Source organism: Verruconatronum alginivorum, assembly GCF_056590205.1.
Genome location: NZ_JBWPVQ010000001.1, coordinates 249440 through 262541 on the forward strand (window position 1 = coordinate 249440; position 13102 = coordinate 262541).

The 13102-nt window shown below is 59.8% G+C and carries 11 protein-coding genes; 5 read left to right on the forward strand and 6 right to left on the reverse strand.

Features of this window, described 5'->3' with window-relative positions; translation table 11 throughout:
• Positions 1 to 28: 28 nt before the first annotated feature.
• Together ACWUI2_RS00800 and ACWUI2_RS00805 are read right to left on the reverse strand one after the other, a co-directional pair.
• Complete coding sequence (locus ACWUI2_RS00800) at positions 29 to 2629, reverse strand: discoidin domain-containing protein (RefSeq protein WP_486980962.1); 2601 nt, start codon at positions 2627 to 2629, stop codon at positions 29 to 31.
• 90 nt (positions 2630 to 2719) lie between these two features.
• The gene (locus ACWUI2_RS00805; protein ID WP_486980963.1) at positions 2720 to 3670 is read right to left on the reverse strand and encodes a type II secretion system F family protein; all 951 of its coding nucleotides are present in this window, start codon (positions 3668 to 3670) and stop codon (positions 2720 to 2722) included.
• A 125-nt stretch (positions 3671 to 3795) separates the two neighbouring features.
• On the opposite strand from ACWUI2_RS00805, the gene ACWUI2_RS00810 reads away from it, so the two are divergent.
• The 5 genes from ACWUI2_RS00810 (at position 3796) to ACWUI2_RS00830 (ending at position 7726) form a co-directional block, all read left to right on the forward strand.
• A complete protein-coding gene (locus tag ACWUI2_RS00810) occupies positions 3796 to 5217 on the forward strand; it encodes a COG3014 family protein (RefSeq protein ID WP_486980964.1) in 1422 nt (473 codons plus the stop codon).
• Positions 5218 to 5228: 11 nt separating this feature from the next.
• Positions 5229 to 5657 carry a YcfL family putative periplasmic lipoprotein gene (locus tag ACWUI2_RS00815; protein WP_486980965.1) on the forward strand — a complete coding sequence of 143 codons (429 nt, stop codon included), beginning with the start codon at positions 5229 to 5231 and terminating at the stop codon, positions 5655 to 5657.
• Complete coding sequence (gene lpoB, locus ACWUI2_RS00820) at positions 5654 to 6286, forward strand: penicillin-binding protein activator LpoB (RefSeq protein ID WP_486980966.1); 633 nt, start codon at positions 5654 to 5656, stop codon at positions 6284 to 6286. The genes ACWUI2_RS00815 and lpoB overlap by 4 nt, the downstream gene beginning before the upstream one ends.
• Positions 6287 to 6504: 218 nt before the next feature.
• Positions 6505 to 6705 (forward strand): 30S ribosomal protein S18, encoded by a 201-nt coding sequence (gene rpsR, locus ACWUI2_RS00825; protein WP_486980967.1) that lies wholly within the window; start codon positions 6505 to 6507, stop codon positions 6703 to 6705.
• Positions 6706 to 6742: 37 nt separating this feature from the next.
• A complete protein-coding gene (locus ACWUI2_RS00830) occupies positions 6743 to 7726 on the forward strand; it encodes an L-threonylcarbamoyladenylate synthase (RefSeq protein WP_486980968.1) in 984 nt (327 codons plus the stop codon).
• Positions 7727 to 8222: 496 nt separating this feature from the next.
• Here ACWUI2_RS00830 and ACWUI2_RS00835 read toward each other — a convergent pair whose 3' ends face one another.
• From ACWUI2_RS00835 to ACWUI2_RS00850, 4 genes are all read right to left on the reverse strand, one after another.
• Positions 8223 to 10460, reverse strand: coding sequence for a GumC family protein (locus ACWUI2_RS00835; protein WP_486980969.1), 2238 nt, complete (start codon positions 10458 to 10460; stop codon positions 8223 to 8225).
• Between the two features lie 10 nt (positions 10461 to 10470).
• Positions 10471 to 11058 carry a polysaccharide biosynthesis/export family protein gene (locus tag ACWUI2_RS00840; RefSeq protein WP_486980970.1) on the reverse strand — a complete coding sequence of 196 codons (588 nt, stop codon included), beginning with the start codon at positions 11056 to 11058 and terminating at the stop codon, positions 10471 to 10473.
• Between the two features lie 88 nt (positions 11059 to 11146).
• Positions 11147 to 12349, reverse strand: coding sequence for an outer membrane beta-barrel protein (locus ACWUI2_RS00845; RefSeq protein WP_486980971.1), 1203 nt, complete (start codon positions 12347 to 12349; stop codon positions 11147 to 11149).
• Between the two features lie 55 nt (positions 12350 to 12404).
• On the reverse strand, positions 12405 to 12929 hold the full coding sequence (locus tag ACWUI2_RS00850; protein WP_486980972.1) for a hypothetical protein: 525 nt from the start codon (positions 12927 to 12929) through the stop codon (positions 12405 to 12407).
• Positions 12930 to 13102 lie beyond the last annotated feature (173 nt).

The window sequence follows — 13102 nt, forward strand, 5'->3', positions numbered from 1 at the left end:
TCTCAGGTCTTGCAATTGGTTGGAACGGTCAACGGCCGTATACCTCGAAGCCGGTCATCGAATAACTGGCATCACGGCGGGCGCGCTCGATACCGCGCATTTTGATGTGGCGGGCTTCGACTCCGGCCGGGAACGAGATGACTTCGCTGTTTCCCGAACCGGCGGCGGTTTCAAATACGGTGGTCCAATTTTCCGGATCGGCCTCGGTCGAGGTCTGGATCTGGTAAGCTTTGGCGAACGACGGACGCCAATGGAAAACGACCGCGGAAACGTCACGGGGTTCGCCGAGGTCGACCCGGATCCATTCGTCGTCGCTGGCCCGCGATCCCCAGCGGGTGGAGCGGTTGCCATCGACCACGTTCGCGGCCCCGATGTCCGGGTAGGTTGACGAGGCGACCGCCGGTTTTCCGCGAGCCAGGTCCGGAAGCTGGTGCAACCAGATCTCCGTGACCGCGAGTTTATTTTCCAGCATCCGGATCTCCTGCTCGAGATCGCCGCGATTGGCGACGGTGGCGCTGAAACCGAGGGTGAGGTTGAAGTTGGACGACATCGGGCGGATCCACTCGATCATCGCCCGTGTATTCGCGATCTCATGACGGGCGATCGGTTCGAGTTTGGACCGTATTTCGGGAGAATCCGGATCGGCATCCGGATGATCGACAAAGACCGCGATGCCGCGCAGGTGATTGTACATGCTGACCTGGAGCATGCGGTAGAGCTCCACCCAAAAATGCATGTCGCGCAGTCGCGACTCCGCTTCCGGCCCCATCTCCCGGGTGGCGAGGAGTTCTTCGGCGAGTTTGCCCGCCGATTCCAGGCGTTCGATGACGTGAAGGAAATTCTCGTGGGTAACCGGATGAGCCCCCCAGGGAAGGAGTTGGCGGATGCCGGTTCGTTCCAAATCGCGGAGAGCGTCGGGAGTGACCGGCAGAGGAAACGCGCCGTCGAAAGCCGGTTCGGTGTAGGTGCCGTGCCGTTGGTACCAGTTGAACACATGCATGCCATCCTCGGAAGGATCCGGCCGGCGCGCATCGTCGGGTTTCAGAAACTTGGGCGTGGTGGTCACCATGGCGTCGTCGATCGCCTTCCAATAACGGAGGATATCGGGAGCGAGTTCCTTCCCGAAATCGCGGACCGCGACATGCTCCAGAAGAGGGTCGGCTGACCCGGCGTGCGCCTCGGGGGTCCAGATCATCTCCCGGATCAGGGAAAGGTTCGGATTGTAGGCCCAACCCTCGCCACTCCCCCACCAAAGGATGAAGTTGCGGGCGCCGACGTCGGCCAACCGGTTGAGCTTGTGCCAGGCGACCCGCGGCAACGGAAAGCCGATCACCGGATCGATCGCCTCGCAGGCGCTTCCGGCGGAAACCAACGGCAGATAACGGTCTCCGTAACGGGTCTTGCCGTCAGCACCGGTGCGAAGCGCCTTCGAATGGAAGTTGTCCCACATGTAGATCCAGTTGTCACCATCGCTCGCTTCGTTGAAAATGACTCCGTATCCAGCCTCGGCGCGCTCGACCATGAACGCCTCTTTGCCGTCCTCCGGGTAAAGGAGCCACATCCAGACGCCGATAATCACCTCTTCGTCATCCACCACTTCGCGCATGATCGACATGATTTCGCGGATCGATTCATCGTGGGTGTGCGGGAACGGCTTGCCGTCCGAGACCCGCGTGCTCTCCTGGTTGGGCGCCCAACTATAATCGCCGAAAATCGCATACAAAACCCGGGTGTCGGGGTTCTCGGTCATGAGCCGCTGGAAATAATCGACATAAGCCTGCCGTCCGACCGGGTCGAACGGATCGATCACCGTCACGTCGCCATACCAGCTGTGACGCCCCCACCAGTAGATCGCCGAAGCATTGGCCGGGTCGTTCATCCAAGCTTCGTGGTGATCCTCCTTTTTCCAAATGCTGCCGACCGGCGGAAGGGTCGCCTCCAGCATCACCCCGAGCCCATACTTTTGCCGGGCTTCCAATGACAATGGAGGTTGCCGCTTTTCGCCCCAGATCACGTTGATGTAATTTTGCGCGTAAAACCGGGCCTGGTCCTCCTCGGTCCAACTGGCCGGGGGATGTTGGTTGAACAGATGTCCGCCGACCCGCAGCCGGAAGGCCGGACTTCCCGCCTGCCGGGCTTCCTCGGGGCCGGCCGGATCGAGATCGATGAAACGGAAGACCGCGGTCATCGCCCCCTTCGGCGTTTGCCCCACCAGAAAAACGTGGTCCCCGGCTTCGGGACGATGGACGATCTGGTAACTTTCTCCCTCCTCCGGATCCAGCTGGAACGGCTGCCGGCGATGTTCCGCCGCGATGGCAGCCACGGTCTCCACCGTCCCGATCCAGATCGCCGGACCGTTCTCAGGATTCGCCTCGACCACGGAAACGACCGGCAGATCCAACCCCCGCGCCTTCTGAAACCAACGCTGCAAATCGAGCGCCGCCCGCTGCTCCAACGGATCGGATCCGGCCAGAATCGAGCGGCCTTCGAAGGAGGCTCCTCGGGAGGTCGCGGAGGTGAAGGTCAACGCGGCCAACAGGAGGCAGGCGCTTGGTGAAACCTTGGAGAAAAGATGCTTTAATTTCGTCACAAGGGGGCCGGCGAGGTGAAATGGGCGGATGGCTGACATCCCCCAAAGTCGACAACAGAGCCGCGTGGACGGCAAGGAGCGACAGTTCTCCCAACTACGCAACCAGTTTACGAAAATCCGCACGCGGACTCACGGCATCATGTCCATCAATTGATCGACGTAGGCCGAATAGGCCCGGATCACGACGTAACCGACGGCCACCGCCACCGCGATCAAGAGCAACTTCGGATACCAGAAACCGGCGGCGGTGAGTTTCGCCGAGGCCCGTTCGCTGTACAATTGCCAGAGATGATGCAAATTCTCATCCAGCTGACCGCTCCCTTCGCCGGTTTGATACAGGGTGATGAAATCGTCGGGCAACACCCGCGAACCGGCGATCTGCTCCCCGGGCGGCCGACCGTGCCGGGCGTTTTCCGCCACGACCGCACCGAGGCGCCGGAGTTTCCGGTCGCCGCAAGCCGCCCCGGCCTCCTCCCAGGCAACATCGATGGTCTGCCCGGCGGTCACGTAGCCATGGAGTCCGAAGCAAAGGTCGGCAACCGCCCGATGTTTGACATGCCCCCGCAACAACGGGATGCACCGCATCACCCCTCGCATCCACCGGAAACGCCGTCGCACCGACCAGATCGCCACCGCGATGAAGAGCCACAGCGGAACAACTAGCGGAATCACCAGACTCAGATAGGCCTCGGGGCCGGCGGTAAACAACAGATAGAGCGGCAAACCGAGGATGCCGAAATGAATCACAAACAACGGATAAATCGTCGCCCCGAGCGCCACTCCCGCCTGCCGGGCCATGAAGGCCCGCTTTTCCGCCAGGACGGCCAGTGTTTCCGCGAGTTTTCCGCTCCGCGCCGCGCATCCGATCACATGCCGGTCGATTTCCGGGATCCAGCGTCCGGCGTTTTCCAGCGCCCGCTCGACCGGTTCCCCGGCTCGCAACCGGTCCGCCAGTCGTCGCCGGTTTCCCTGGGGAACTCCCCCGGCCACTTCGACCGCCCGCGGCAACGCCACCCCCGCCCGCAAATGTTGCGACCCTTCCCGATACCACCGGGCGAGGTTTTTTTGTGAAACCGGCATTAGTTCCGGAACCTTTCCCCCGGAACGAATTGCGTAAAAAACATTGGCCATCGAGCCCGCATCTCGAAAATACTCCGAACAAAATTGCCGCGAAGGCGATCTGATTCTTCCGTCGTCCTTTTCACGTGCTTCCCGGAAATCACACAGTCCAGTTCCACCGATGGGCTCTCCTGACGCTCCTGCTGGCCGTTCTGGCCCTGGCCAGCGGCTGCTCGACCGTCCGGACCTACGACGACCGGATCGGCCCGGCCTATTCCAATTACCGGCAAGGAAACATCCAGGCGGCCGCCAAACAGGTGGGGGGCAGCCCGAACGACCGCCGGTTCCGCTCGACCGACCGCCTCCTCTGGACCCTCGAAGCGGGCAAACTCGCCCACGCTCTCCACGATTTCGAGGAGAGCAACCGTTTCTTCGAGCGCGCCGAAGCGATCGTCCGTGATTTCGAGGAGCGGCCGGAATACAACATCCGCGCCGGAGCGGCCCAAGTGGGGGCGATCGCCACCAATCCGAACGCTCTACCTTACCAAGGAAGTTACGCCGACCGGATCATGATCAACACCTACAAGGCGCTCAATTACCTCGCCCTCGGCGACCTGGAAGCGGCCCGGGTGGAAATCCGCCGCGCTTACGAGCGGCAACGGCAGGCCATCGCTGACAACGACAGGGCGATCGAGGAAGCCCGCAGCCAGGCCCGCAGCCGAAACCTCGCCACCAACTCCGCCTTGAACAACCCGGCCTTCGAACGGGCCGCCCCGGTCGATCCGGCCGTCGCCCAGGCCTACGCCAATTTCTCCAACCCGTTCACCACCTTTCTCTCCGGCTTGGTTTACCTCGCCGACCGCGACCCGGCCCGCGCCGAGGTCGATTTCCGCAACTTGGCCGCCCTTCCCCTCCCCAACCGTTTCGTCCAAGAGGAACTCGCCCGGCTCCAAGCCCATCTCGACGGCGGCAACGGCCTCGACGAGCCCCGGGTTTATGTGATTTTCGAAAACGGCGTCGGCCCCGACAAACGGGAGATCCGGATCGATCTGATCCTCCCCGACCTCGGCTACACCGGTTTCGCCTTCCCGGAAATTGTTTTCAATCCAACCCCGGTCCGGGCGGTCGGGCTGATCGAACCGGGCGCCGGTTCCCCCCGGCTGCTCACCGAACAAGTCGCCAGCATGGACCAGATCCTCGTCACCGAATTCCAACTCCGGATGCCGGCGATGGCGCTCCGAACCTTGACCGCCGTCATCGCCAAGGAGGTCGCCGCCAAACAACTCACCGACCAACTCGACGCCGTCGGCCTCATCCTCGGCAGCCTTTACAAGGCCCTCGTCAACCGGGCCGACACCCGCACCTGGAAAACCCTCGGCAAGGAGTTCCAAGTCGCTTCCCTCGAACGACCGGAGAGCGGAAAACTGAACGTCGCGCTGATCGGACGAAATAATTTCGAACCAACCCACCGGAAAGAGGTCACATTGCCGGACGGAGACTTCGTCCTTGTCCTCGTTCAGAGTGTCAACCAACATGACTTGCGCGTCACCGTGCAAGCCCTCCGTTAATCACAACATCTATGAAAAAATGGATCCTACTTTTTACCCTAGCCGGTCTGACCGCCGGACTCGGGACCGGTTGCCGAACCGGCGTTAATGTGATCGAGCCGGCCCGCCCCGCGGCCTCGGCCGACGTCATCCTCGACAAACGCATCATCCTCGACCAGTCGCTCGCCCGCAACCTCGAGGTCGTTTACCTGAACCAAGCCTTCACCGGCGACCTCCGCACCATCCAGGCGACCGTCCGCAACACCACTGGGCGAACCATCCAATTCCAATACCGCTTCGACTGGACTGACCTCGACGGCATGCACATTTCGTCGCCCGCCTCCACCTGGGTTGTCCGGACCTTGCGCCCAGGGCAATCCGTTTCGTTAAGCGCCGTGGCCCCGACGCCGCGCGCCGCCGACTTCCGTTTCCAAATCAGCACTCATCAACCACCGCTATGAAGATGGTCCACTCCCGCATCGTTCTCGTTTCAATCGCCGCCGCCGGCGCCCTCGCCTTTACCGGTTGCCAAACCCGCACGCATGTCGAGCGGATGGAATCCGACACCACCCAAGGGATGGCGACGGTCGACCGCCTCGATTTCAAGGATTACCAGATCACCGCCGAAGGCTTGATCAACAAGCTCCTCGCCTCCGGCCGTCTCGACGCCCATGCCCAGGAAGGCCCGGCGGTGATGATGGTCAGCACCATCCGCAATTCGAGCATGCAGCACATCGACACGCAATTGCTCACCCAGCGGATCACCATCGCCCTCGACAAATCGGAAAAAGTCGTCACCACCACCGCCCACAGCGGCCGCGGGGCGATCGATCCCGCCACCGTCGAAAGCCGCGACCTGCCCAACTCCGACATCTACGATCCGTCGACCATGCAGCGCCGCGGCACCGCGATCGCCGCCAACCTCAGTTTGGCCGGCGAAATCACCCAGCTCACCCGCCAGGAAGGCCGCCGCAGCGAGTCCTACTTCATGATCTACATGACCGTGACGGACCTCCGCACCGGCCTCGCCGTCTGGCAGGACGCCGAAGAAATCGTCAAACAAGGCACCCGCACCCGGTTCGGCTTCTAAGGCACTCGTGAAACAGACATTCCTGTCTGTTCACCACCGGCAGGAATGCCGGTGTCAGGCGGCACTAAGCGCCCCGTGCAAAAACCAATCGTCACGAACCCGTATTTTCCACTTGCGTAATGCCTCCGGGGCGGTAGGTTTTTTCCTTTTTTCAATGCGATGAACCGCTTGGAGACCTTCTCCCGCCATTCATCCCGCTGAACGTAAACAACATCTCAATGAGCAACGAAATCGAAAAGAACCCGAAGAAGTCTTTGACGCCGTCAGAGGTGCCATTCACCTCGCCGGAGATCCTCTCCCGCTACGTCACCGACACCGGGAAAATCCTGCCGCGCCGCATCACCGGCTTGTCGGCCAAAGACCAGCGCGCCATCACCAAGCAGATCAAGCGCGCGCGCAATATGCTGCTGATGCAGTGATCGCGGAGGGCGGGCACCATTCTCCCGCCTGGTTGAGGTGGCCACGATCTATCCTGCCTCGGACGAAACGATTTCTCTCCTCAGCGGAGTTCTGCTGAAGGGAGAAATTGTTGGTGTACCGACCGAAACCGTTTACGGACTCGCCGCCCACGCATTCGACGAAGAGGCCTGCGCCCGGGTTTTCCAAGCCAAAGCCCGGCCTTCCTTCGACCCACTGATCGTCCACCTCCCGATCGATTACGATCTCTCCCGGGTGGCGATCCCCAACCCGGCGGTCGCCCAATTGGCCGCCGCTTTTTGGCCGGGCCCCCTCACCTTGGTCCTCCCCAAAAACCGCGCGGTGCCAGGCATCGTCACTTCCGGACTCGACTCCGTGGCGATCCGAATCCCCCGCCATCCTGTCTTTCAACGTCTCCTCCGAGCCTGTTCCCTCCCGCTGGCCGCCCCGAGCGCCAATCCGTTCGGCTACGTCAGCCCGACGACCGCCCACCACGTCGACGAGAGCCTCGGCGACCGCATCCGCCATATCCTCGACGGCGGACCGTGCGAAATCGGTCTCGAATCGACCATCGTCGATCTTCGCGACCCCGCGAAACCGGTCCTGCTGCGTCCCGGCGCGATCACCGCCGACCAGATCGCCGCGGTCCTGGAGACACCGGTCGCAACCGCCGAAAAAACGAAGCGCCCCGGCGAGGTGATGCCCGGCCAACTGGAGCGCCATTACAGTCCCCGCTCCACTTGCCGCCTGTGCGACCGCATCGATCCGGAGGCTCCCGCGAACCAACCGGGAACCGCCTTCCTTTTTTTCCGCAAACCGAATCAATCCGGCCCCCTCCCCCCGAACGTTTTCTGGTTGTCGGAAACCGGCGACGACCTCGAAGCCGGCGCCCGCCTCTTCGACCTGCTCCGCTCGCTCGACCGCCGGAACTTCACCGCCATCGTCGCTGAAAAAGCTCCCCCCCAAGGCCTCGGCTTCGCGATCAACGACCGCCTCACCCGCGCCGCCTCCCGCGAGACTTGATCCCTCGCGCCCGCACCGCGTTACGGCGCTCCAAGCCGTCCGGACGTCCTTTCAAGCGGCCCGTGATCGCGATTGCGCCGTTGAATATTTCTGCCAGGAGGGCTCGGATGCATTGGACGACTTGATTTTTCAGGGGATCGGCCAAAAGTAGATTCATGCCATCGGTTGCTGGAGCCGTCGGGAATTTCTGCCTCCCAAACAACGCAAACTCGACCTCATGAAATCGGATTTCGGCGCCGCCGGCCGGCCGTCTTGCATTTACCCATCTTTGGAGCCTGATCGAGGGCAAGCCGACCCACAGTGCCGCCGCCCTCCCCACCCCCGACGACCCCGCCGGCCCGGTCCGTCCGACTCAACAAAACAGGGAAATAAAGTCAGCCGCGAACGCGAGAGCAGCAATGGACCACATCGCGACATAGTCCTGGCGGCGTAAACTAAAAAAAGGCGCGGAGATCACTCCGCGCCTTTTTTGTGAGAATTCCGCCAATCGGCTCCCTTAACGAAGCGGTCCTTCCGCTTGGGCCTTTTTCGAATCCGGCGCGTAGTAATCGTAATACGACTTGTCGTAATACTGCGCGTAATAGTAACCGGAAACCGACAAGCTCAGGTTGTTCAAAACGGCTCCGAACACCGGCACATTCGACTCCAAGAGACGACGTGCATTGTGCTTGGCCGCGGTCCGCTTCACTTTATTGAACTTGATGGTGAAGATGACCCCATCGACCAACGGGAGAATGATCAACGCATCGCTGACCGCCGCCAACGGCGGAGTATCAAACACGATCCGGTCATAACGTTTCCGGACATCGGCGATCATCCGCTCGAAGTTCTTGCTGCTCAGAATCTGAGTCGGATTCTTCGCCCGGCCACCGGTGGTCAGCACATCGCAGTTTTCAAACACGCCCTTCTGCACCACGTCGTCGAACGATTCCTCATGGACACAGATGTCGATCAAACCCTTCTTGTTCTCGAGCTCCAAGCTCTTGTGGACATTCGGCATCCGCAAGTCGCAATCGATAATCAAGGTCCGCTCCCCGTGGGTGGCAAAGGTCAGGGCCAGATTGGTTGAAGTGAATGACTTTCCTTCCCCCGGCAAACTACTGGTCACTAACAAGGACTGAGCGAACTTGCTCTCGTTGTTGAGCTTGAGGCTGGAGTGAAGGGTCCGGAACGCCTCCACCACCTGTCTATCTTCCTCGTTCGCGACCACCTTCGCTTTCTGCGTGGGAGTCAGTTTCTTAATTTCCGGCACGATCCCAAGAAGAGTAAGCCCGAGAACATTTTCGATGTCGAACGCGGTTTTCACCCGGTCGTCGATGAAAGCGACGAAGAATGCGACCCCGAACCCGAGCCCCAATCCCCCGAGGATACCAAGTGCCAGGTTCATCGGAATATTCGGCACCACCGGCTTGCCCGGAGGAAGCGCAGTGTCGATCACCCGGGCGGTCGGACTCTCAATTCCACCCGCGATCGTTGTGTCGCGCATCCGGCTGACCAGGTATTTATAGATCCCTTGTTGGACTTCCGATTCCCGTTGGATGGCTTCAAATTCAACCGCAAGGCGGCGCAACGCCAGCAACTCCTGCTCCTGGTTCGCCCGAGCCTGGCGGATTTGCGCCAAATTGCGTTTCTGCGACTCGTATTCAGTGACCAACTTGGCCACGGCTGAATCGATGGCGTTCTGAAGCTCCGCCTCGGTTTGCTGCAACGATTCCCGAGCTTGGATCATCTGAGGGTGAAGATGACGGTAACGTTCGGCCAGATGCCCGATTTGAATCCGCTTCGCGGCTCGTTGCGAAATCAAGTCAGCTACGAGAGGCTGTGCCGCGATCGGACTGAAATCGGCCAACGACCGCCGCTCCTCCAAGAAACGCTGCAAAGTCATATAGGTCGTTTCCGTCTTGCTGAAAACCTGCTCCATCTCGGTGGCCATGCCATTGAGAGCCCGCAGTTTTTCGGTCGCGACGTCACGGGTCTGGTCGAACGACACCGTCCCGCTTTGCTCCCGGTAAGCCTGCAACCGGTTTTCAACCTCTTCGACCTTCTGCCGCTGTTGCTCGGCCCGGACCCGAAGGTCTTCCACCGTCTTCATCGAATCCTGGATCCGTTGGCGCAGATTGTGGTCGATGAACTCCTCGGCGAAATAATTCGCGACACGGGCCGCAATCTGCGGATCGGGATGCGAATAGGAAATGGCGACCACCAAACTCATCCGCATCGGTGATACCGTACGGTTGTTCATCAAGATCGCCAAAGGTGACAACGGATCCCCAGCACCGCCCCGCTCATAAGGACGCATGAACCGGGCCCGCTCGTCTCCGGTGAGACGATCCGCAACGCTTTCCGCCAGTTTCACGCTCTGCATGATCTGGACCTGGGTATTGAAATCCTCGGTCGAACGAATTTCGATTTCGTGACCAATGGGACCGGTCGCCGACACCGGGGTCGCTTCCCGACGGAGAAGTTCCACCGTCGAAGTCGCCCGGAAGATCTCGGTCTGATTGATCGTGACAACAATCGCCAGGGAGAAGACCAGCAGGAAGCCGATCAATACATACCAGATCCGTTCGCGCAGAACCAACAGGTAATCTTTAATCCCCTTCTGAGGCGAATGTCCGCCGTCGCTGTAACCATATCCATAGCCTGAATACGATCCACCTTCGTCGTAATAATAATACCCGCTGGCGGAGTCGGATGCCTTCTTGTGTCGGTCGTGAGATTTATCGCTTCGCATGGAAAAAAACTTAAAGAATTCGTTCTGGCACGTAGATGAGGTCGTCTTTCTCCAACTTCCAGACCGGACCGCCTTCGCCTCGGACGATCTCGTCCACGTTGATGCGATACTGCTTCGGCCGCCCGTTGGCGTCGTTACGGGTCAGAGTCACGGCCCGGCGGCTGGCGAGACGGCTGAATCCTCCGGCCCGCGAGATCGCATCGAGAAGAGTCATATCCTCTTCGGGCGGGAAGACAACCGTTCCAGGTGAATTTACCGCTCCCAAAACATTGACCCGACGCTGGGAAAACTCGAGGACCAGCAAGTTAAGCTGCGGGTTGACCAGATAGTCGCGATCATACAATTCCCGCAATAAGGTTTCCGCTTCTTCGACCGTCCGCCCACTGAGCTCGACGACTCCAATCAAGGGAAAATGAAAACGACCATTCTGCGGAACCCGGAATTCCTGATCGAGATCGGGCTCTTGGAAGACCGTCAGACGCAGCACGTCCGACGGTTGAATGATGTAATTAGGGTTGACGCCCCTGGCCTGCTCTTCGGCCTGCAAAGCCAGCCAGGGAGTCACGCACGCGAGCACGAGAAGGATTATCCGATTCATAGGTGATTATGATGACAAACAAAAAAGGAAGAAGATCAAATTTTTTTGATCTTCTTCCATTTTTTTCAGTTTGAATTAACAATGCGGCTTAAAACCGCAGCGCAGCGGAGATGCTGAAGATGTTGTTATCGTAATCGAATCCGTCGATGTTCGAGTCGTTTTTCCGGAAAACATAACCGGCATTCAGATTCAGATAGACGTTCGGCGAGTAGGTCAGGCCGAGACTGAAGTCGTAAGTGTCATCTTCCCGGTTGACCGATTCCGGCGCCGCCTCGCGGTTCCAGTCGCGGTTGAAGTAAGCGATCGCCGCCTGACCGGAAATCAGGTGAGAAAACGCGTGCTGAACGCCGAGGGAACCACCCGTGTTGGTGATCGATGCGCCGCGCCCGCCGGTTTCGAAGTCGCGGAACAAACCGGCCGTCAACGTCGTCCGCGGCGTGGTGTAGTGGGAAAGATCCACTCCGAAGGAAACCGTGCTTTGATCCCCGCCAGTTCCCGCTCCGCGGATTTCACGCTCCTGATAACCGATCCGGGCTTCGCCGACCAGCTTGGGAGCAAGCTCCCCGCGAGCGCCGACGTTGAAATAATGATCGCGATAGTCGGCGACCGGAACCACTACGCCACCCACTTCCCGATCGCCGGTATCCGTGTTCCGGAACCGATATCCGAGGCTGAGATCGACCAACGGCGTCAACTCGTAGTAGAAGTTCACCGGAATGCCGATGGTGTCACGATCGACGAACAATGCCTGGTCGAACCTCAAGAAACTGGCGTTGACCCCCATTGAAAGGGAGCTGCGATCTCCCAAATCATATTCCCCACGAACGCTGGCCCGGGTGAAATCCCGCTCGACCAATTGCCCGGGAAGGAGAACCGTATCCGGAGTCGGCTGGACGAGTTGTTCGTAACTGGCATTCAACCGGAGTTCCAGACGGGGCTGACTCCAATAAGACTCCAGGAAGATGTTGGAATAATTCGAGTCGAGCTGGCTGTTGTCGTTATACCGGTAGAAATCCTCCCGGTAATAGATATTGACGTTGGCATTGGCCCGGGCACCGATGTTCAACTCCAACCCCGGCGCGAAGATGAAGATAACTTCCGATTCCTCATCGACAGGATCGAGGTAAAGGTTGTCCGTCGCCCGAACGGTTACGCTGCCGTTAAAGAAAAGGCTGGCGTGGTCTCCAAACGAGACGAGGGGCGCCGCCGATACCTGCGTGTCAGGCAAGACGAGCGTGGAGGCCGCCAGCAAGGGCAGACCGAATTGAGCGAGATTGATTCTGGTGGTCATTACGGAATTAGGATGATCTTACGAGTAGGACAGAGAGGGTGCCGAGCCAAGCGCCTTACGATTGGTTCTGATTTTGCGTTTGGTTTGGGCGTCGGGCCGGGCTAACCCGCAACGTTTCGTTCGTGGACCCGGCTTCCGGTCTGGAAGGTGCGCTGGTCCGAGCGCGGAACCCTCGGCCCCGGACAGCGGCGCGAACCGTGGAAGAGATCAACGCATCCATGCCTTCGATCCCGGCGGTCGCCCGGCGGGCTCCGGCCGTAATGGCAGGGGCCAATCCAGGACGAAACTGGACCGCTTCTCGGAGCAAACTCGCAACATCGGCCGGTTCCAATGGCGTCGGCATCCCGTTGATCGCCCCTTCGATGATGTCTGCCGCCAACTCCTCGTATTCCGCGAGCAACCGCGTGACGATCGCATTCGTCTGCTCGGGGCTGGCCGCCACCGCCTCCGCAACCAAGGCGACAACGTTTTCGCGATCCTCGCCGACGGCAGCCGCCAACTCGTCGAGATCGATCTGCGCGTATGCTTGGGAAGTCAGGCCGACCAAGATGGCCAAGATACAATATTTTAACATTTTCATAAATTTAAGTCCTCCTTCAAAAAACAACTTGCGGGCACAATGCGTCCCAATCGGCTACGAGACAACGTTTTTTTCGGCAAGATGTCGATATTTTTTCTCATCGATTTTTGCGACTTGAAAGAGTTGCATTATTGGTAACTCTTTCCTTCCAGTGCCCGTCAGCCAAATCCTCA